General features: G+C 71.6%; 20 protein-coding genes. 2 read left to right on the top strand and 18 right to left on the bottom strand.

The genetic code is table 11. The annotated features are described in order from the left end of the window. Window positions 1-43: 43 nt before the first annotated feature. The 6 genes from NE236_RS24020 to NE236_RS23995 all read right to left on the bottom strand — a co-directional run bounded on the left by NE236_RS24020 (window position 44) and on the right by NE236_RS23995 (window position 4589). Complete coding sequence (locus tag NE236_RS24020) at window positions 44-823, bottom strand: urease accessory protein UreD (RefSeq protein WP_252844362.1); 780 nt, start codon at window positions 821-823, stop codon at window positions 44-46. Continuing rightward, complete coding sequence (gene ureG / locus NE236_RS24015) at window positions 820-1473, bottom strand: urease accessory protein UreG (RefSeq protein WP_252844361.1); 654 nt, start codon at window positions 1471-1473, stop codon at window positions 820-822. Before ureG ends, NE236_RS24020 begins: the two co-directional genes overlap by 4 nt. 14 nt (window positions 1474-1487) lie before the next feature. Next, window positions 1488-2216 (bottom strand): urease accessory protein UreF, encoded by a 729-nt coding sequence (locus tag NE236_RS24010; protein WP_252844360.1) that lies wholly within the window; start codon window positions 2214-2216, stop codon window positions 1488-1490. Window positions 2217-2226: 10 nt separating this feature from the next. After that, window positions 2227-3924 (bottom strand): urease subunit alpha, encoded by a 1698-nt coding sequence (locus NE236_RS24005; RefSeq protein WP_252844359.1) that lies wholly within the window; start codon window positions 3922-3924, stop codon window positions 2227-2229. Beyond that, entirely contained in the window at window positions 3917-4219 is a 303-nt protein-coding gene (locus NE236_RS24000; RefSeq protein WP_252844358.1) for an urease subunit beta, read from the bottom strand. Before NE236_RS24000 ends, NE236_RS24005 begins: the two co-directional genes overlap by 8 nt. 67 nt (window positions 4220-4286) lie before the next feature. Further along, on the bottom strand, window positions 4287-4589 hold the full coding sequence (locus tag NE236_RS23995) for an urease subunit gamma (RefSeq protein WP_252844357.1): 303 nt from the start codon (window positions 4587-4589) through the stop codon (window positions 4287-4289). 530 nt (window positions 4590-5119) lie between these two features. Between NE236_RS23995 and NE236_RS23990 the strand changes: the two genes are divergently transcribed. After that, window positions 5120-6784 (top strand): HNH endonuclease signature motif containing protein, encoded by a 1665-nt coding sequence (locus tag NE236_RS23990; protein ID WP_252844356.1) that lies wholly within the window; start codon window positions 5120-5122, stop codon window positions 6782-6784. Window positions 6785-6888: 104 nt separating this feature from the next. Here the strand turns inward: NE236_RS23990 and NE236_RS23985 are convergent, their stop codons facing one another. After that, window positions 6889-7467, bottom strand: a complete 579-nt coding sequence (locus tag NE236_RS23985; RefSeq protein WP_252844484.1) for a DUF397 domain-containing protein — start codon at window positions 7465-7467, stop codon at window positions 6889-6891. A 225-nt stretch (window positions 7468-7692) separates the two neighbouring features. Further along, window positions 7693-8433 (bottom strand): SDR family NAD(P)-dependent oxidoreductase, encoded by a 741-nt coding sequence (locus tag NE236_RS23980; RefSeq protein WP_252844355.1) that lies wholly within the window; start codon window positions 8431-8433, stop codon window positions 7693-7695. A gap of 394 nt (window positions 8434-8827) precedes the next feature. Between NE236_RS23980 and NE236_RS23975 the strand changes: the two genes are divergently transcribed. Then, the gene (locus NE236_RS23975) at window positions 8828-9145 is read left to right on the top strand and encodes an ArsR/SmtB family transcription factor (protein ID WP_252844354.1); all 318 of its coding nucleotides are present in this window, start codon (window positions 8828-8830) and stop codon (window positions 9143-9145) included. Window positions 9146-9152: 7 nt separating this feature from the next. Here NE236_RS23975 and alc read toward each other — a convergent pair whose 3' ends face one another. Genes alc through uraD form a run of 10 tightly spaced genes read right to left on the bottom strand, consistent with a single transcriptional unit; the run spans window position 9153 to window position 18644 of the window. Beyond that, window positions 9153-10232, bottom strand: a complete 1080-nt coding sequence (alc, locus tag NE236_RS23970) for an allantoicase (RefSeq protein WP_252844353.1) — start codon at window positions 10230-10232, stop codon at window positions 9153-9155. A 3-nt stretch (window positions 10233-10235) separates the two neighbouring features. Then, complete coding sequence (gene allB / locus NE236_RS23965) at window positions 10236-11549, bottom strand: allantoinase AllB (RefSeq protein WP_252844352.1); 1314 nt, start codon at window positions 11547-11549, stop codon at window positions 10236-10238. Further along, window positions 11546-11929, bottom strand: a complete 384-nt coding sequence (locus NE236_RS23960) for an allophanate hydrolase-related protein (RefSeq protein WP_252844351.1) — start codon at window positions 11927-11929, stop codon at window positions 11546-11548. The genes allB and NE236_RS23960 overlap by 4 nt, the downstream gene beginning before the upstream one ends. Next, window positions 11920-14229, bottom strand: a complete 2310-nt coding sequence (locus tag NE236_RS23955; RefSeq protein ID WP_252844350.1) for a xanthine dehydrogenase family protein molybdopterin-binding subunit — start codon at window positions 14227-14229, stop codon at window positions 11920-11922. Before NE236_RS23955 ends, NE236_RS23960 begins: the two co-directional genes overlap by 10 nt. Then, a complete protein-coding gene (locus tag NE236_RS23950; RefSeq protein ID WP_252844349.1) occupies window positions 14226-15587 on the bottom strand; it encodes an 8-oxoguanine deaminase in 1362 nt (453 codons plus the stop codon). The genes NE236_RS23955 and NE236_RS23950 overlap by 4 nt, the downstream gene beginning before the upstream one ends. Next, on the bottom strand, window positions 15584-16057 hold the full coding sequence (locus tag NE236_RS23945) for a (2Fe-2S)-binding protein (protein WP_252844348.1): 474 nt from the start codon (window positions 16055-16057) through the stop codon (window positions 15584-15586). Before NE236_RS23945 ends, NE236_RS23950 begins: the two co-directional genes overlap by 4 nt. Further along, window positions 16048-16917, bottom strand: a complete 870-nt coding sequence (locus tag NE236_RS23940) for an FAD binding domain-containing protein (protein WP_252844347.1) — start codon at window positions 16915-16917, stop codon at window positions 16048-16050. The genes NE236_RS23945 and NE236_RS23940 overlap by 10 nt, the downstream gene beginning before the upstream one ends. Window positions 16918-16931: 14 nt before the next feature. Next, window positions 16932-17813, bottom strand: a complete 882-nt coding sequence (gene pucL, locus NE236_RS23935) for a factor-independent urate hydroxylase (RefSeq protein ID WP_252844346.1) — start codon at window positions 17811-17813, stop codon at window positions 16932-16934. Between the two features lie 2 nt (window positions 17814-17815). Then, window positions 17816-18127, bottom strand: coding sequence for a hydroxyisourate hydrolase (gene uraH / locus NE236_RS23930; protein ID WP_252844345.1), 312 nt, complete (start codon window positions 18125-18127; stop codon window positions 17816-17818). 1 nt (window position 18128) lies between these two features. Continuing rightward, a complete protein-coding gene (gene uraD / locus NE236_RS23925) occupies window positions 18129-18644 on the bottom strand; it encodes a 2-oxo-4-hydroxy-4-carboxy-5-ureidoimidazoline decarboxylase (RefSeq protein WP_252844344.1) in 516 nt (171 codons plus the stop codon). Between the last annotated feature and the right edge of the window lie 178 nt (window positions 18645-18822).

Genomic DNA, 18822 nt, shown 5'->3' with positions numbered 1-18822 from the left:
ACGCGCAAGTAGGCGCTCGCCGGGCCGGTCGGAGGGCTGCGCGTCAGGTGAAGAGGCGGCGGCCCCGTTCCAATCGCTCCCGCAGCCGTACGGTGTCGGCGGCCATCGCCGTCACCAGGACGCCGGGGCCGGCGAGCGGCAGCACGGCCAGCCCTTCGTCGGCGTACGGCTCCGCGGTGACGCCGGTGATCAGCAGGGTGCCGACGGCCCCCGCGTCGCCGAGCACGGCGCCGCTCGTGGCGTCCTCGTCGATCCGCAGTTCGTGGCGGAGCAGCGGCACCGTGCCCGCCGTGACGTCGAACCGGCTGACGTAGCGCCCTGGAGGTTCATCGTGGCGGCCGAGGACGATCTCCTCCCGCCACACCAGCTCCGCGCCTTCGTCGAGAGTGACCTCCGCCAGCGCGTGGTGGTCGCAGCCGGCTGCGGCGATCGTGGGTTCGGGGGCGAACACGAGCCGCCCTCCGGCCGCGACGTCGGCTCGTACGATCAGGCGTGACGTCCCGGCGTCCCGGCGTCCCGGCAGAACGAGCGCCGCCGCGGCCGAGCGGAGGTCGAGCCGCGCCCCCGGGCCGACCTCGATCGTCAGCTCCAGGTCGTCGCCGCCGAGCGGCCCCGCCCCCGCGCCGACCAGGTAGACCGAGTCACCGGACTCGCGCAGCGCGAGCGGGCCGTCCGACCGCAACCGCGTGATCCGGGTCCGCCCGCCGGGGCCGCGCTCGGCGCGTACGGCCGCGCGCGCCGCGAAACCGGTGTGCCCGTCCGCACCCGCGCCCCGGCCGGTGTCCGTGGGAACGGCCGTGCGGGCCCGCGCGGCGAGACTCACGCGGGGGCGCGTTCGGCGAGGGCGGAGCGGACCCAGGCGGTCACCTCCGGGACGTCCGGGCGTTCCCGCAGCGAGGTGAAGGCGATCGGCAGGCCGGCCCGCACGCGTTCGGCGTCGCGCGCCATGACGGTCAGGTCGGCGCCGACCAACGGCGCGAGGTCGGTCTTGTTGATCACCAGCAGGTCCGCAGTGGTGACGCCCGGGCCGCCCTTGCGGGGGACCTTGTCGCCGCCGGACACATCGAGGACGAAGATCTGCCGGTCGACCAGCCCGCGGCTGAACGTCGCGGTGAGGTTGTCGCCGCCACTCTCCACGATCACCAGGTCGAGCGGGCCATGCCGGTCTTCCAGCGCCTCGACGGCGTCGAGGTTGGCGGAGATGTCGTCGCGGATCGCCGTGTGCGGGCAGCAGCCGGTGCGGACGGCCGCGATCCGGTCGTCGTCCAGCACGCCGTTCCGGCGCAGGAAGTCGGCGTCCTCGGTCGTGTAGATGTCGTTCGTGACGACGGCCAGCGCGACCTCGTCGCGGAGCAGGCGGCACAGCGCGGCGACCAGGGCGGTCTTGCCGCTGCCGACCGGGCCGCCGACGCCGAGCCGCAGGGCGCGGTGCGACCGCGGCTCGTGCGGGTCGTGGCTGTGGTCCAGTCCCAAAGTGGCCTCCGATCTCAGGATTCGAACAGGCGCAGCTCGGCCTGCTGGTGAAGCTCGGCGAACACGTCCAGCGCGGGCGCGGACGCCGCGGGCAGATCACCGGCGCGTACGGCCTCGGCCGCCTCCTCCGCGACGGCGTCGATCCGTCCGGCGAGGCCTGCGAGCACCCGGTGCACGCCGAGGGGATCGAGCCCGAGCAGGCGGACCGCCGCCGAGGCCGGACCGGTCACCGAGCCGTACGCCGCGATCTGCGCCGCCCGTTCCGGAGCGCCGCCCGCGGCGGCGACCACGGCGCCGAGCGCGACTGGATGGTGCGGGCCTCCGGACGCAGCGGCCAGGGTCTCCAGAACGGGACCGGGCCAGGTGGCACGGGCGACGCGCAGCAGCGCCCGCCCCTGCGCCCGCGAGGCCCGGCGCTGCGCGGGCGACGGGGTGCGCGCGTCCGCCTCGGCGTCGAGCCCGGCCCAGTCCGCGAGGTCACCCGGTGACGCTCCCGTGGACGGCGTGCCGGCACCCGCGTCGGGCCGTACCCGCGCCGCGTACTCGCGTGCGTACGCGCAGGCGGCCGCCGCCAGGCCCGCCGTGACGAGGCCCGTGGTCGCGAGCCGGCCATGCAGGAATGCGGCGAGTGTGGCCAGGTCGCGGACGACGCCGGTCGCGGCGGCCGTCTCGAGGCCGCCGGAGTGCGCGTGCCCACCGGCGGGAAGCCGCGAGTCGGCGAGCAGCAGCAGGGCGGCGTCCATCAGCGGTCCATCAGAACAGGAAGTACCGCTGGGCCATGGGCAGCTCCGAGGCGGGCGCCGGCTCGACCTCGTTCCCGTCGACGCTCACCGTGAACGTGTCCGGGTCGACCTTGATCTCCGGCAGAGCGTCGTTCAGCGGCATGTCCGCCTTCCCCAGCCGCCGGGTGTCCTTGACCGCGACCAGGCGCCGCCGCACGTCGAGGCGCTCGGCGAGGCCGTCCTCCAGCGCGGCCGAGGCCACGAAATGCACCGAGGTGGCCGGGGCAGCGGTCGCGCCCCACATCGGGCGGGGGAACACCGGCTGCGGCGTCGGGATCGAGGCGTTCGCGTCGCCCATCTGCCCCCAGGCGATCATGCCGCCCTTGATCACGACGTGCGGCCGCACGCCGAAGAACGCCGGATCCCACAGCACCAGGTCGGCAAGCTTGCCCACCTCGACCGAGCCGACCTCCGCGTCGAGACCGTGCGCGATCGCCGGGCAGATCGTGTATTTGGCGACGTAACGACGGGCGCGGAGGTTGTCGTCGAGGCCGCCCCGGTGGCCCTTCATCACGTGCGCGGTCTGCCAGGTGCGGATCACGGTCTCGCCGATCCGGCCCATGGCCTGGGAGTCCGAGCCGATCATTGAGATCGCGCCGATGTCGTGCAGGACGTCCTCGGCCGCCATCGTGGTCGGGCGGATCCGCGACTCGGCGAACGCGAGGTCCTCCGGCACCGATGGGTTCAAGTGGTGGCAGACCATGAGCATGTCGAGGTGCTCGTCGAGCGTGTTGACGGTGTGCGGCCGGGTCGGGTTGGTCGAGGACGGCAGGATGTTCGGGTACCCGGCGGCCGTGATGATGTCCGGCGCGTGGCCACCGCCGGCCCCCTCGGTGTGGTAGGCGTGGATGGACCGGCCGCCGACGGCGTTCAGCGTCGACTCGACGTACCCGGCCTCGTTGAGGGTGTCGGAGTGCAGGGCCACCTGGACCCCCGAGGCGTCGGCGACGCGCAGGCACGCGTCGATCGCGGCCGGGGTCGATCCCCAGTCCTCGTGCAGTTTGAAACCGGACGCGCCGCCGCGCAGCGCCTCCCACATGCCCTCCTCGGACACCGTGTTGCCCTTGGCGAGCAGCGCCACGTTGACCGGGAAGGAGTCCATCGCCTCCAGCATCCGGGCGAGGTGCCAGGCGCCGGGGGTCACCGTCGTCGCCTTGGTGCCCTCGGCCGGACCGGTGCCGCCGCCGATGAGCGTGGTGACACCGGCGCCGAGGGCCTCGCCGACGAGCTGCGGGCAGATCAGGTGGACGTGCGAGTCGACCGCCCCGGCCGTGAGGATCCTGCCGTTGCCGGCCAGGATCTCGGTGGACGGGCCGATCACCAGGCCGGGATGGACCCCGTCCATCGTGTCCGGGTTGCCGGCCTTGCCGAGCGCGACGATCCGGCCGTCGCGCACACCCACGTCGGCCTTGACGACACCCCAGTGGTCCAGCACGACGACGCCGGTGATCACCAGGTCGGGCGCCCCCTCGGCGCGCGTCGCCACACCTTGGCCCATCGACTCGCGGATCACCTTGCCGCCGCCGAAGACCGCCTCGTCGCCGGCCCCCGCACCCCGGGACAGATCCTCGGTGATCTCGATGAACAGGTCGGTGTCGGCCAAGCGTACGCGGTCGCCGACGGTGGGTCCGTACAGCTGGGCGTAGCGGGAGCGCGAGATCTCAGTCATGGCGCAGCCCCGGTACGACCGCGCGCCCGGCGAAGGGCACCAGCGACACCTCGCGCGCGATCCCCGGCTCGAACCGCACGGCGGTACCCGCGGGCACGTCGAGCCGGTGGCCGCGCGCTGCCTCCCGGTCGAAGTCGAGCGCGTCGTTGGCCTGCGCGAAGTGATAGTGCGAGCCGACCTGCACCGGCCGGTCCCCGGTGTTGACGACCGTGATCGTCGTACGCGGACGGCCGGGGTTCAGCTCCACCGCGCCGTCCCCGGTCACGATCTCGCCCGGGACGGAACCGGCGCTCATCTGGGCCTCACCCTGTTCTCTCCTCCGGGTAGGACGGCGTGGGCTCCCCACCTCGGGCGAGGGGGCGTCACGGGATCGGCCGGTGGACGGTGACGAGCTTGGTGCCGTCGGGGAAGGTCGCCTCGACCTGCACGGAGTCGATCATCTCCGGGATCCCCTCCATGACGTCCTCGCGGGTGAGCACGGTGCGCCCGGCCTCCATGAGATCGGCGACGCTCCGCCCGTCGCGGGCGCCCTCCAGCACGTACGCGGCGATGACCGCGGTCGCCTCGGGGTGGTTGAGCCGCAACCCGCGGGCACGCCGGTCGCGGGCGAGGCCGGCCGCCACATGGATCAGCAGCCGCTCCTGCTCGTGTGGAGTGATCAGCACATACGGACGCTAACCCGCCCCGGGCTCACTGGGAACGGGCTGATCACGGATGTAACAGGAACTTCACGGGAGCCGCCGACGGACCGTACGGCCAGGTGAGCACGACACGACCGTCGGCGTACGGCCGGAGCTGCCATCGCCTGCCGCACCGGCTCTGGGGCCGAACGTCGAAAGCGTCATCTGATCACCGAATGCCGGCCCCGCTAGACTTTAGAACCGGTGGTCGCTCATCCCAGCCGGGGTCCGGGTTCGGGCGTGTCCGGTTGACCGTACAGTCTCCACCCGCGAACGTATCGACGTAGGTGGCGTCCTGATCAACCTCGTTCGGGAACTGAAGAATCGCGAACAGCCGCCATCCAACTCCTAACCGGACCGAAACCGGACAGCACCTCCGCGCTGCTTCCAATTTCCTGTGTCGACTTTTTGGCTTGTCCTGATTTGTGCGATATAGCTTATCGCCTAGCGGCGATCTTGCGATAGCATGTTCGATAATCAGAGGCTATTGGAGCGGGACCAAAAGGAGGTACGGCGTGGCTCAGAAAGTGAGCGTCGTTCCCTCTTTCATGAATGGCGCGGCATGGGATCGGGATCCGCGTTACGTGTGGCCGGGGGAATTCCTCGAAGAGCCCGCGCCGGTATTGTGGTTCGATGATGCCCTCGACGTTGATGCCTCGGATCTGCAGGTTCCGCCGGGTCCGGGGTCGGCGGCGGCGCTGGCCGGGATGGATCCGGGGCGGCTGGACGGCGATGGTCTGCTGACCGCGATCGGGGCGTGGCGGCGGTTGGGGGCATGGGCCAAGGCGGGTGAGGTGGCCGCGGTGGCGACGTTCTTGGAAGAACGCGCCCGGCGTGGGGGCGGGGTGGAGGCGTTCGAGTCGGCGGTGGGAGAGATCCAGTTGGAGCTCACGCTGACGGGCTGGGGTGCCGCGCGGTTGCTTGAGCTGGCCTGCCCGCTGGCCGACAAGCTGCCGGGCACGATGGAGGCGCTTGGCCAGGGGCTGATCGATGAGGCCAAGGCGCGGGTGATCGCTCGTGCCGTCGATGGCCTCGTTGACGGCGCGACGGCGCGGCTAGTGGAGCGGCGTGTGCTTCCCGAGGCGCCAGAGCAGACGACCGGGCAGTTGCGCAGTGCGGTGCGGCGGGCGGTGATCGAGGCCGATCCGGGCGCGGCCGAGCGGCGCAGCTCGCGTGCCGAGGCCGGTCGTCGTGTCGAGGTGCGGGCCACCGATGACCACACCGCCGACCTGTGCGGGCGTGACCTGCCCGCGGATCAGGCGCTGGCGGCCGACAACCGCATCACCGCGCTGGCTCGGGCGCTCAAGACCGACGGTGCGCCGCATTCGTTGGGCTTCCTGCGCGCCCAGGTCTTCCTCGATCTGCTGCTGGGCACCGGACCCGCACCCATCTGGCCACCCGTGAACAGCCGGCCAGGCGACCAACTCGGCGCCGAACCGACCGACGAGCCCGATGACATCGATCGAACTGACCAGCAGATGCGCGCAGCCGACCAGCCGGAAGATCTCGACGATCTCCGCGCGCCTGGAGCGTCCCGGCCGGCGTCCAAGAAAGGCATCGCCGGTACGGTCCATCTGATCGTGCCGATCGGCACGCTGCTCGGTACGGCGGATCTGCCCGGTGAGGTTCGCGGCCACGGTGCGGTCCCGGCCTCGATGGCACGCGCGATCGCAGCCACGGCCACCGGGCGACGCTGGTGCTACACCGTCATCGACCCGGCCGGACGCGCGATCGGCCACGGCCACATCCCGCCACCTCCTGACGGCGACGAGGCGACCCGCCCACAGGCCCTGGCCGACCTCATCACCGCACAACCCGACGGCCAGGCGACGAACCACGGCCGCGAGCACCGCACCGGCCAGACCAACGACCCAGACAAACGAAATATCCAGGGCACCTACCGGCCACCGGAGTCACTGCGTCACATCGTCGAGACCCGCGACCGTACGTGCCGATTCCCCGCCTGCCGAAGACCGGCACAAGCATGCGACCTCGACCACACGATCCCCTACGACCAAGGCGGGGTGACGTGTGAGTGCAACCTCGCGCCACTGTGCCGCAAACATCATCGGCTGAAGGCATCAGCGGGCTGGACACTCCTGCACCCGGAGCCAGGACAGCTGGTCTGGGTGACACCCACCGGCCGGAAATACTTCGCCGGCCCGGACCCCTACATGTAGCGAACTCCACCACTCCGCCGACGACAACACGCACCGACCGCAGCACTCTGACTCCAGGACTGGACGAGGCCCCGGCGTTCGCCGGGACCTCTCCGCTTGGCGGGTTACTGGTCGCCGGCGGAAGAGACGCGCTCGAAGACGATGGGCGCGACCTCCACGCACGTCGCGTTTCCGCTGCCGCTCCAGCTGCTCTTACGCCAGGGCAGGCTCAGGACGGCCTTCTCGGGGATCAGCATGAGACTGGACCACTCCTCTGCGATGGCGGCGATGAACTCCGTCGATCGCTCCGGGTCCAGCGCCGCAGCGGAAATGCTCTCGAAGTCAACCCTGAACCGGCGGACGTCTCCAGCGCTTTCCGCGTAGATGTCGCCGCCCTTCGTCTCGACGTACGCCACTTCCGGCGCCAGTTGCTCCGGGAAACTCAAGATGATGAACGGCCCATCGAGGCCCGGATGCGCGCCGACGGCGTACGGCAGCACACGCAAGGTGACATTCGGGCGCCGGGCGGCGTCCAAGAGTGCGTGGAACTGGCTGCGCATCACCTCCGGTCCGCCGATTGGGCGCCGGAGCGCGGCCTCGTCGATGATCGCGGTGAATATTGGGGCGGGCGGGTCGGTGCGGCCGAGAAGTGTCCGGCGTGCGGAGCGGGCCTGCGGTCGCCGCCCGGACCCGAGCGGGGCCAGGGATCATGAAAGCGAGACAGCCCCTGACCGCATCTCTGCTGTTCAGGGGCTGCTCCCACTGATGCGGCGGGTCCAGGATTCGAACCTGGATAGGTTGGCGCCGGCATGGCCATCCCGCGCATATCCCGCGAGTGCGGTGATTCGGTTGGCTGCGGCCGCAGCGGTTTGGGATCCCGCTGGTCGTGGTGGGCGCCGGGCCTCGGGATCCCAGGTGCTGACGGGCGGTCAGCCGCTGGTGGTGTAGCCGCCGTCGACGGCGATCTCCTGGCCGGTGAGGTAGCTGGAGCGTGGCGAGGCGAGGAACAGAATCGTCTCGGCGATCTCGCGGGGTACGCCGAGGCGCCCGACGGGATTGCCGGTGCGGCCCCACTCCTCGAACGCTTCCTCGCCGAGCACGTCGATCACTGCGTCAGTGCGGACGTTGCCAGGTGCCACGGCGTTGACCCGGATACCGTCTTTTCCGAACTCTGACGCCCATGACCTCACGATGGAGGCCAGGGCTGCCTTCGTACCGCCGTAGACGCCGGCATGGGCCATCCCCTCGATGCCGGCGATCGAGGTGGTCACGATGACGCTGCCCGATCCCTTGGCCTTCATCTTCTTCACCACCGCCGCGGTCAGGAAGTAGGGGCCGCGCACGTTGGTGTTGAACAGCAGGTCGAAGTTCTCGACCGTCTGCTCGTCGGTCAAGGCGAACGGGAAGACGCCCGCGTTGTTCACCAGGACGTCCACGTCGCCCGCCTCCTCGGCGAGACGGTTCACGTCGTCGAGGTTGCTAACGTCGGCGACGACGTAGCGGGCGGTGCCGCCGTCGCCCCGGATCTCCTCGACCAGGTCGACCAGGAGGTTCTCCCGGCGTCCGGCCACGACGACGGAGGCGCCCTCGGCGGCGAACAGTTTCGCGGTCTCGCGACCGATGCCGGAGCTTGCGCCGGTGATCAGTGCGGTCTTGTTCTGCAGTTCCACGGCCAGTCCTTGCAAATCAGTCCCGGGAGTGTTTCCGGGAGAGCGGGTTCGGCGCGTTCGCTGGGGTGTGTGAGCCCGACCCAGAAGGTACGAAGCACGTCGTACCTACGGTCTAGCAGGCATCCTAGGTACGATGCAAGTCGTACCTTCGGGCCCCGCCTTCGCCGTCGCCCCCGCCCGATTGGAATAAGGATGACCTGCGGCAGGTCTCGCGCCCGCCGCGGCACCCACTTCAGCAGGTACGGCCGCGACCGCGTCTATCTACACTTTGACACAGCGCGACGCACGTCGAATCATCGGCTGATGCGCCCCACGCTCCACGTGCGCGCAAGCTCTACACGATCTCACAGGCGTGGCCCGATGGTACGATTCATGACGTACCTGAGGGGGTGTCATGCCAGACTCTGAAGGCCACCCGTCCGTTGAGGAGATGGAGATCGGGGCCCTGTTCGCGGCGCTGGCCGACCCTCACCGGCGCAAGGTGATCGAGGACCTGCGCAGGGAAGAGGACGGCGTCGAGCGCACGTGCGCGTCGTTCAACCTTGACGTGTCCAAGTCCACGCTGACCCACCACTTCCGGGTACTGCGTGAGGCCGGCCTGACGCGCCAGGTGGACTACGGCAACAGCCGGAAGGTGACGCTACGCCGCAAGGAACTCGACGAGCGCTTTCCGGGCCTGCTCAGCCTTGTCGATACCAGCACCCGGGCATGACGACGGCCTATTCAGCGGCATAGACCCTGCCGCCCGATCCGGAGCCGACCGCACAGACGAAGGCGTCCCAGCGGTCGCGGAGGGTACGCTCGCCGTCCTCTGTCAGCTCGCCCCAGACGCGGAGCCGGCCGATGCCGCCGTCGGGGTAGATGTCCAGTCGTACGTCCGTCACCTCGGGCGGCGGGGCGGCGCTGTCCAGCCGGAACCGGTGGCGGCCGTCCGGCTGGATCCGGGTCGGCGGCAGCAGGGGGACCCACTCTTCCTGCGCCTGGGCGTCCCGGCCGGAGAGCGCGACCCAGCCGGGAGCGTTGAACTTGAGGTGCGTGGTGTCGATTTCGACCAGCCTCGGCACTCCGGGGGCGGCCAGCTCGACCGTGACCCAGTCGTTGCCGTCGTCGCGCCGGCGCGCGGTCTCCCAGCCCTCCCCCTGGTGGCGCGGCAGGCCGGGGGCCAGGATGTTCTCCGGCGTGGAGTAGAACAGGTTCGAGCAGCCCGTGACGCGCGCGCCGTTCTCCAGCGCCGCCAGGTCCACCGTCAGGCCGGTCAGCAGCCGCGGGTCCGGGACGACCTCGCCGTGCACGCGGAGCCGCGCGACACCGCCGTCCGGGAAGATGTTCAGGCGGACATGGGTGAACCGCCGCGCCGCCTGGACCGGGAACGGGTGCCGGGCGTCCCCGCTCAGCGGGCTCCGCGGCACGATCTCCGCCCACTCGCGGGCCGCGAGCTCCTCGGCCGACGGATGCCCCTCCGCCGCGCATGCCTCGACCGACGCGTACGCCGGGAAGTTTCCCCGGAACCAGGCGGTGTCGATGACGACCCCCCGGATCACACCGGGCAGTCCGAGCCGGACCAGCGCCCAGTCGTGGCCGCGGTCGTCGACCTTCAGCCCGAGCACGGACGGCCGCCGCCGGGCGGTCTCCCAGCCGTCGTAGACCTGGCCCTTCCGCCCGAAGGTCTCCGCCTGGTGCCCGGCCGCCCAGGGGTTGATCAGGTTCTCCCGCTCCGCGAAGGACTCGTCGCTCGCGGCGATGACGGATCCGCCGAGATTCCGGACCGCCAGATCTGGCAGAGACGTGAAGTCGGCCATCGATCATCTCCCCAAGAGACGCCCGCGCGGCGTGTCGCCCACGATCTCGCCGCGCAGCCAGGTGGCCCGCACCACGCCGGTGAGCTCGCGGCCCGTATAGGGCGTGACGTGGTGACGGGTCCGTAGCGCCGCCGGGTCGACGGTGAACGCCTCGTCCGGGGCGAACGCCACCAGATCGGCGTCGTTCCCGACCGCGATGGCGCCCTTGCCCTGGGCGCCCGCCAGCGCCGCCGGCGCGGCCGACATCCACTGCACCACGTCCGCCAGGTCGTGACCGCGCCGGCGCGCCTCGGTCCAGACGGCGGGCAGGCCGAGCTGCAGGGAGGAGATCCCACCCCAGGCCTCGTCGAACCCGCCGCGCTTGAGTTCGGGCGGGCACGGCGAGTGGTCCGTCACGACGCAGCCGACCACTCCGGCGGCAAGGCCGTGCCAGAGCCCGTCCCGGTTGGCGGCGTCGCGGATCGGCGGGCAGCACTTGAAGTGAGTGGCGCCCGGCCGGATCTCGGCGGCCGACAGCGTCAGGTAGTGCGGGCAGGTCTCGGCGGTGATCCGCACGCCCCGGGCCCGTGCCCGGGCCAGCGGCTCGACGCAGTCGGCGGCCGACAGGTGCAGGATGTGCGCCCGTGCCCCCGTCGTCTCGGCCAGCCGGATCACCTGCTCGACGGCCTTGTGCTCCGCGCTCGGCGGCCGCGCGGCCAGGAAGGCGTCATAACCGCCGTCTGCCGGGGCCGACAGCGCCCCCGGGTCCTCGGCGTGCACGATGACCAGGCCCTGGAAGGACGCGATCTCGGCGAACGCCTCCTCCATCGCGTCGTACGACAGCGGCGGGAACTCCGGCACGCCGGAGTCGGCGGTGAAGCACTTGAAGCCGAAGACCCCGAGGTCGTGCAGTGCCCGCAGCTCCCGCGTGTTTCCGGGGACCGCACCGCCCCAGAAGCCGACGTCGACGAAGCATCGCCCCTCCGCCGCCTCCTTCTTGACTGCCAGCGCCGCGGCGGTGGTCACGGGCGGAAGCGAGTTCAGCGGCATGTCCACGATGGTGGTCACTCCGCCGGCCGCGGCGGCGCGGGTCGCCGTGGCGAAGCCCTCCCACTCCGTACGGCCCGGCTCGTTGACGTGGACGTGCGTGTCGACGAGCCCCGGGAGCAGCGCGATGTCGCCGAGGTCCACCCGGGTGCCGGCCGGCGGAGCGCCATCGTGGTCGCCGACGGCGGCGATCCTCCCGTTCCGCACGGCCACGGCCGCGGGCCGTTCCCCCTCCGGAAACAGCGTACGACGCGAGCGCACGACCAGGTCGAAGACGGAGTCCGGGCTCATGGGGACGTCGTTCTCCGGTAGGCGGACCAGTCGCCGTGTTCGGTGATGTCGAGCAGTTCGGGGAAGGACGTCGACGGGCGGCGGAGCACCATGGCCAGGGACGACGTGCCGTCGACCAGCTCGATCACGCCCAGTTCCAGTTCGGGCGGCTCGGCCGGCAGCAGCCGGTCGCGCAGCACGTCCATCGGCACGTCGTAGACCTCGCCCGCGATGCGGGCCCCGCCGTGCGCGACCGGAAGGAGCGCGGGGAACCGGTCGGCGACCGAGTAGAAGCGGTATCGGGGTGCGGTCGTGGTCGCGGCGGCCAGCGGCGCGCCGTCCAGGAGGTGATGCAGCGGCCCGCCTCGCATCGCCCCGCCATTGAGGAACATCAGCGGCATATGTGCTCCGGTCGGATCGGTACCCGGGTGAGCGCCCGTCCGGTGGCGTCGCGGACGGCCGCGACGATGGCCGGCGTGGAGGAGAGCGTGGGCGGCTCTCCGGCACCCCGCAGCCCGTACGGGGCGGCCGGGTCGGGACTCTCGAGGATGTCCAGCCGCATGGGCGGCATGTCGAGGATCGTGGGGATGAGGTAGTCGGTGAAGGACGGGTTCCGGACGAGGCCGTCCTGGACGACGATCTCCTCCATCAGCGCCAGCCCGAGGCCCTGCGCGGAGCCGCCGTGGATCTGGCCTTCCAGCGAGAGCCGGTTCATGATCTTCCCGACGTCCTGGACGGCGGCCAGCTCCACCACCTTGACCAGGCCGAGCTCGACGTCGACGTCGACCACGGCGCGGTGCACGCAGAGCGCGAGCTGGACGTGGGTGTCGCCCTGTCCGGTGACCGGATCCATGGCGACGGTGGGCCGGTGGTGGTACTCGCGGGTCTGCTCGACGACCCGGTCGCCGAGGACGTCGGCGATCTCGGCCAGCGCGCCCGCCGACGCCGACACCACCTTTCCGCCGATGAGCGACAGATCCTCGTAGGTCCCGCCGAGGCGTTCCCGGGCCAGCGCGAGGACGTCCGCGCGGACCGCCTCGCAGGCCGCCTTCACCGCGCCGCCGGTCATGTAGGACTGGCGTGAGGCGGAGGAGGAGCCGGCGTCGCCCACTCCGTTGTCCGCCGGCTGGATGACGACCCGGTCGACGCCCAGTTCGGTACGGGCGATCTGCGCCTGCAGTGTGACCAGGCCCTGGCCGACCTCGGCGGCGGCGGTGTGCACTACCGCCGTCGCCTCGCCGCCGACGACCTCCAGCCGCACCCGGGCGGTCGAGTAGTCGTCGAAGCCCTCGGAGAAACAGATGTTCTTGATGCCCACGCCATAGCCGACGCCGCGGGCCACGCCCTCGCCGTGGGTGGTCTGGGAGACGCCGCCCGGCAGGTTCCGGAGGTCGGCGGTGTCCGGCGGCGCGGGCAGCGGCATCGCCTCCAGCCGGGTGAGCATGTCGGCGAGAGGTGCCGGCGAGTCGATGACCTGGCCGGTGGCCAGCTTGGAACCCTGGCCGACGGCGTTGATCCGGCGGATCTCGACCGGCCCGACGCCGCACGCCTCGCCGAGCCGGTCCATCATCGACTCGTAGGCGAAGCAGGCCTGCACCGCGCCGAATCCCCGCATCGCGCCGCAGGGCGGGTTGTTGGTGTAGACGCCGTACGCGTCGATCTCGATGTTGGGGATCTCGTACGGTCCGAGGCCGAGGGAGGCCGCGTTCGCCACCACGGCGAGCGTGGAGGAGGTGTAGGCGCCGCCGTCGAGGACGATCTCGGCGTCGGCGTAAAGGATCCTGCCGTCGCGGGTCGCGCCGTACTCGTAGCGCATCAGCGCCGGATGCCGGTGCACGTGGCCGAAGAACGACTCGTACCGGTTGTAGACGATTTTGACCGGCCGGCCGGTGCGCAGCGCCAGCATGCCGGCGTGGATCTGCATCGACAGGTCCTCGCGGCCGCCGAACGCTCCGCCGACGCCGGCCAGTGTCATCCGGACCTTCTCATCGGGCAGACCGAGGCACGGCGCGATCTGCCGGAGGTCGTTGTGCAGCCACTGGGTGGCGACGAACAGGTCGATTCCGCCGTCCTCACCCGGGACCGCCAGGCCGGACTCCGGCCCGAGGAACGCCTGGTCCTGGATGCCGACGGAGAAGTCCCCGGACACGACGACCTCCGCCCGCGCGCGGGCGGCGACCATGTCTCCCACACGGACCGGCTGGTGGCGGGCGATGCCGCCGCGGTCCTGGACTCTGAGGCTGTCCGGGTCGGCGATGACGGCCCGCGCGTCGGTGATCGGTTCCAGGACCTCCCACCCGACCCTGATCTGCTCCGCCGCGTGCCGGGCCGTCTCCGGGTGATCGGCGGCGACCAGCGCGATCGGCTCGCCCTGGTGACGGACCTCGCCGATGGCGAGCACGGGCTGGTCGGCGTGCTCCAGTCCGTACACCTTGCGCCCGGGCACGTCCTCGTGCGTGAGGACCGCCTCGACACCGGGCACCGCGAGTGCGGGGCCGACGTCGATCGAGCGGATCCTGGCGCGTGCGTGCGGGCTGCGCAGCGTCACGCCGAACAGCATCCCGTCGATCCAGAGGTCGGAGGCGTAGGCGAACTCGCCCGTGACCTTGAGCGTGCCGTCGGGCCGGAGCACGCTGTCGCCCACCCCGCCCCGGCCGGGGGCGACGACGTCCTTCGCCGCGGATACCGGAACCGTCGTCACCGGACCTCCTTCGCCAGTTCCATCAGGCGGCGGCGCGCGGTGGCGCCCGCCTCGGCGATCTCATGCTGCGGCGCGGAGACGAGCACGTCGTCGGCCACCACCGTCCGGCCGCCCACCAGCAGCCTGGCCAGCGGCGGGGACTGGCCGTGGACGAGGGCGACCACCGGGTCGCCGACCGCCGCGTGAAAGCCGTCCACCCGCCAGACGGCGACGTCGGCGAGCTTGCCGACCTCCAGGGAGCCGATCTCGTTCTGCCGGCCGAGGAGCCGGGCGCCGCCGAGAGTGCCGAGTTCCAGGGCCTGCCGGGCGGTCAGCGCGCTCGGGCCGTACCGGGCCCGCTGCAGGTACATGGTCTGCCGGAGCTCGCCGATCATGGGGACCATCTCGGCCGACGCCGGGCCGTCCACTCCCAGGCCGACCGGGACGCCGGCGCCGAGCAGGTCGCGGACCCGGGCGATGCCGGCGCCCAGCCGCGCGTTGGAGCTGGGGCAGTGTGCCGTTCCGGTGCCCGTGTCCGCCATCGTGGCGATGTCGGAGTCGCTCAGGTGGACGGTGTGCGCGAACCAGACGTCGTCGCCGAGCCAGCCGACCTGCTCCATGTACTCCACCGGAGTGCGGTTCAGCTGCTCGCGGCAGTACTCCTCTTCGTCGAGGGTCTCGGCGAGGTGGGTGTGCAGTCGTACGCCCTTGGCCCGCGCCAGGGCGGCCGACTCGACCAGCAGCTCCTTGCTGACGGAGAACGGAGAGCAGGGGGCCACCGCGATCCGCAGCATGGAGGAGAACGAGTCGTCGTGGTAGGCGTCGATCGCGGCGGCGGTGGCGTCGAGAATGTCGTCGAGCCTCTCCACCACCTCGTCCGGCGGCAGTCCGCCGTCCGATCGCCCGCGGTCCATCGAGCCCCGGCAGGGATGGAAGCGGACGCCGATGCGCCGGGCGGCATCGATCTCGGCGGCGAACAGGTCACCGCGGCCCTTGGGGAAGACGTAGTGGTGGTCGGTGGTGGTCGTCGTGCCCGATCTGGCCAGCCAGCCGAGCCCGGCGGCGGCCGCTCCGCTCACGACCTCGGCGTCCATCCGCGCCCAGGTCGGGTAGAGCGTCACCAGCCAGTCGAAGAGCGTGTCGTCCTTGGCCAGCCCCTGAGAGGCCCACTGATAGAGGTGATGGTGGGTGTTGACCAGGCCCGGTGTGACCAGGCAGCCCCGGGCGTCGATCCGCTCCGCCGGGTCCGCGCCGACGGCGGACGGCGCCGGACCGGACCCGATCGCGGTGATCCGGTCGCCTTCGATCACCAGATGGCCGTCGGGGATCTCGGCGCCGACGACCGGCGCGAGGTAGGCACCCTCGATGATGACGGTCATCGGCCGGCGGCCTTCAGCTCGGCCGCCCGGCGTACGGCCTCCAGGATCTTCTCGTAGCCGGTGCAACGGCACAGGTTGCCGGCTAGCGCCTCGCGGATCTCCGCGTCGGAGGGATCGGGCACCCGCGTGATCAGGTCATCGGCCTGCACGAGCAGGCCCGGTGTGCAGAAGCCGCACTGCACGGCTCCGCACTCCGCGAACGCCTGCTGGACGGGCGCGAGCCCGTCGGCGGAGGCCAGGCCCTCCACCGTCCGCACCTCCCGGCCCTGCGCCTGCCCCGCGGCGACGAGGCACGCACAGACCGGCACGCCATCGAGGTAGACCGTGCACGAGCCGCACTCGCCCTGCTCACAGGCGTTCTTGGCACCGGGCAGGCCCAGGCGCTCGCGGAGCACGAACAGAAGGCTCTCGCCCTCCCACACGTCGTCGGCGACCTGTTCCCGGTCGTTGACGCTGAACCTCACGCGCACTCCAGGGCTCCCTTCCGGTGGTCGTTCCACGCCCAGGCCAGGGTCCGGCGCGCCATGACGCCCAGCGCGTGCCGGCGGTATTCGGCCGTGCCGCGCACGTCGTCGATCGGGCTCGCCGCCGCGCCGACCAGCTCGCCGAAGCGCCCGGCCACCGCCTCGTCCAGGTCGCCGTCCCAGTCCGCCGCGTCGGCCAGGAACTCCTCGGCCGCGTACGCGCGGAGCGGGGTCGGAGCGGCGGAGCCGAGTCCGGTGCCGACACGCCGCTCGCTCGGGAAGAGCGCGATGGAGAACGAGCAGACCGCGATCACCATCGCGTTGCGGGTGCCGATCTTGGAGAAGTACTGCGGACCCGCCACCGGAGGCAGCCGGAACGCGCGGATCAGTTCGTCGGGCCGCAGCGCGTTGCGTTTGACGCCCAGGTAGAACTCGGTGGCCGGGATCGACCGGACGCCCTGGGCCGCCGACTCCACCTCGTACGCCGCGCCCGCCGCCAGCAGCGGCGGATGCGCGTCGCCGGCCGGCGACGCCGCGCCGAGGTTGCCACCGACCGTGCCGCGGTTCCGGATCTGCGGCGAGCCGACCGTACGCGCGGCCTGCGCGAGACCGGGCATCCGGTCGCCCAGCTCGGCGATCAGCCGGGCGTACGGGACACCGGCTCCGACGCGCACGGATCCGTCGGGCAGCGGCTCCCAGGTCGCGAGCTCACGGACCGGGCCGAGGTCGAGGAGCGCTGCGGGGCGGTGCACGCCGAAGTTCAGCTCGACCATCACGTCGGTGCCGCCCTGGATGGGCAGGGCCTCCGGGCGCTCGGCCTTGGCGGCGAGCGCCTCCTCCCAGCTCGTGGGGCGCAGGAAGTCCATTCTTCTCGTCCCCCCTAGTTCCAGGCGAAACCGGCGTCGGGGGCGTCATCGGCGAGGACGGCGCCCTCGATCAGGCCGTACGGACGGTCGGCGGCGAAGAACACCTCTTGCGGGTTGTCCAGGCCGAAGGGCTCCAGGTCGACCGTGAAATGGTGCTTGTTGGGCATCGCGAGGCGGATCTCACAGATCTCCGCGCAGGCCTCCAGGACCTGGCCGCCCATCGCGTACAGCGTTTGCTGGAGCGAGAGGCTGTGGGTCCCGGCGAACGCGTCGAGCATGGCCCGGCGCGCCCGCTCGTACGACGCGCCGAAGTCCTCGTGCTCGCCCCAATGCCGCCACGCGGCGCTGACCTCGGTGGCCAGGACGCGGTCGCGGGTCGGCCGGAGGGTGGTGTACTCGTCCTCGACGAAGCCGTGGAACTCCGAACCGGTGGAGTTGAGGACGGTCAGTCCCTTCAGCCCGGACACGATCGTGACCTGCCGCGACGGTCCGTCGTGGTGGACGACGCAGGTGCGGATCTCGCGCCCGGACCTGACGAAGGAGTGCTGCCCCCGGTGCGTGCGCCCGTCCACCGGGATCCGGTCCCAGAAGTACTCCCCGACCTCGACCCGCGCGTGGTGGATGGCGGGCTGCGAGTCGACGAAGTGCCGTGCCAGCAGCAGCGCGAACTCCTCGATCTCGGCGATGCCGTACTTCCTGGCGAAGGCGAAGACCGTGTTCTTCTGGCTGTCGGTCGGCAGGACCCCCGCGTTGTCGCCGACCAGATGGACCGCGTCCATGTCCCCGGAGAGGGAGACGCTGACGTTGCAGTCCTTGATGTGGTGGACGCCACCGTCCCTGGTGATCCGGACGACCCGGGTCTCGGCCTTGCCGTACCTGTTCGGCCCGAGTCGCAAAGCTAGCTCCCTCGATAGGTGGAGTAGGCGAACGGGCTGAGCAGCAGGGGAATGTGGTGGTGCCGCTCGGGCTCGGTGACCGTGAAGGCCACTGCGACCTCGGGATAGAAGGCGGAGATCCCCTCGGTCTCGAAGACCAGCCGGTGGACGCCCGCACCGGGGGCCGGCCAGTCCCGGAACCGCCCGTCGGCGTCGGTACGGCCCGTGGCCACCGGCTTCCAGGATCCGTCGGCCGCGCGGCTCTCCAGCCGTACGGGAACGCCCTCGGCCGGCCGTCCGACCGCGGCGTCCAGGACGTGGGTGGACAGGGACATCTCAGCGGTCTCCTTCCGTGACGAGCCCGACGAGACGAAGATCGACGATCTTGGACAGCTCGGCGCGGACGACGCGGCGCTCGGTCTCGACGTCGTGGTCCAGCCGGGCCCGCAGCTCGGCGAGCAGTTCGGCGGCACTCCGCCCGGTGGCGCAGATCAGGAAGACATGGCAGAAACGCTCCTCGTACGCCAGGTTGCCCTCGACCATCGCCCGCCGGATCTCCGCGGCGGCCGCGTCCATCCCGGACTGCTCGCCGCGGGACCATCGGGCCTCGCGCCCGGCTCCGTCCGGCCGGTCCCCGATCCGAGGATGGGCGGCCAGCGCCTCAAGGACGTCGTCCCAGCCCAGCCCGGCCAGAGCGCGGGCCGAGGCGGTCCGCAGGGCGGCCAGATCGTCGTGGCGCCCCGCCGCGACCGCACGGGCCCATCGGCGCGAGGCGCAGCAGGCCAGCAGTTCCGCCTCGGACGGCGCTCGCGTAGACTCGTCCGGCCTCCCTTGATCGGACCGTGCCGCCACCGTGCCTCCTCGCCCGTTCGGCCTTTCGCCCGGTTCCGGCAAGTACACACAGGCCGGGCTGGGTAGGTCGAGACGCAGGACCTCCGAACAGTGACCGCCGGCCTCCGCGGTATTCCGTAGGTTCCTCCAATCTCGGCTGTTCGCGCGCCGGCCGTCCCGCCGCGACTCCGCCGGGTGT

Origin of the sequence: Actinoallomurus purpureus (assembly GCF_024055795.1) — a bacterium.
In the GTDB taxonomy this organism is placed as follows: Bacteria; Actinomycetota; Actinomycetes; order Streptosporangiales; family Streptosporangiaceae; genus Actinoallomurus; species Actinoallomurus purpureus.
Note: the sequence above shows the minus strand (reverse complement) of the source record. Positions and strands in the feature narration are given on the sequence as shown.

Excerpts from the sequence above, each read along its gene's own strand:
- NE236_RS24010 (WP_252844360.1), bottom strand. The coding sequence starts at position 2,216 with ATGGACGCCGCCCTGCTGCTGCTCGCCGACTCGCGGCTTCCCGCCGGT.
- NE236_RS24005 (WP_252844359.1), bottom strand. The coding sequence starts at position 3,924 with ATGACTGAGATCTCGCGCTCCCGCTACGCCCAGCTGTACGGACCCACC.
- NE236_RS24000 (WP_252844358.1), bottom strand. The coding sequence starts at position 4,219 with ATGAGCGCCGGTTCCGTCCCGGGCGAGATCGTGACCGGGGACGGCGCG.
- NE236_RS23975 (WP_252844354.1), top strand. The coding sequence starts at position 8,828 with ATGCCAGACTCTGAAGGCCACCCGTCCGTTGAGGAGATGGAGATCGGG.
- alc (WP_252844353.1), bottom strand. The coding sequence starts at position 10,232 with ATGGCCGACTTCACGTCTCTGCCAGATCTGGCGGTCCGGAATCTCGGC.
- allB (WP_252844352.1), bottom strand. The coding sequence starts at position 11,549 with ATGAGCCCGGACTCCGTCTTCGACCTGGTCGTGCGCTCGCGTCGTACG.
- NE236_RS23960 (WP_252844351.1), bottom strand. The coding sequence starts at position 11,929 with ATGCCGCTGATGTTCCTCAATGGCGGGGCGATGCGAGGCGGGCCGCTG.
- NE236_RS23950 (WP_252844349.1), bottom strand. The coding sequence starts at position 15,587 with ATGACCGTCATCATCGAGGGTGCCTACCTCGCGCCGGTCGTCGGCGCC.
- NE236_RS23940 (WP_252844347.1), bottom strand. The coding sequence starts at position 16,917 with ATGGACTTCCTGCGCCCCACGAGCTGGGAGGAGGCGCTCGCCGCCAAG.
- uraH (WP_252844345.1), bottom strand. The coding sequence starts at position 18,127 with ATGTCCCTGTCCACCCACGTCCTGGACGCCGCGGTCGGACGGCCGGCC.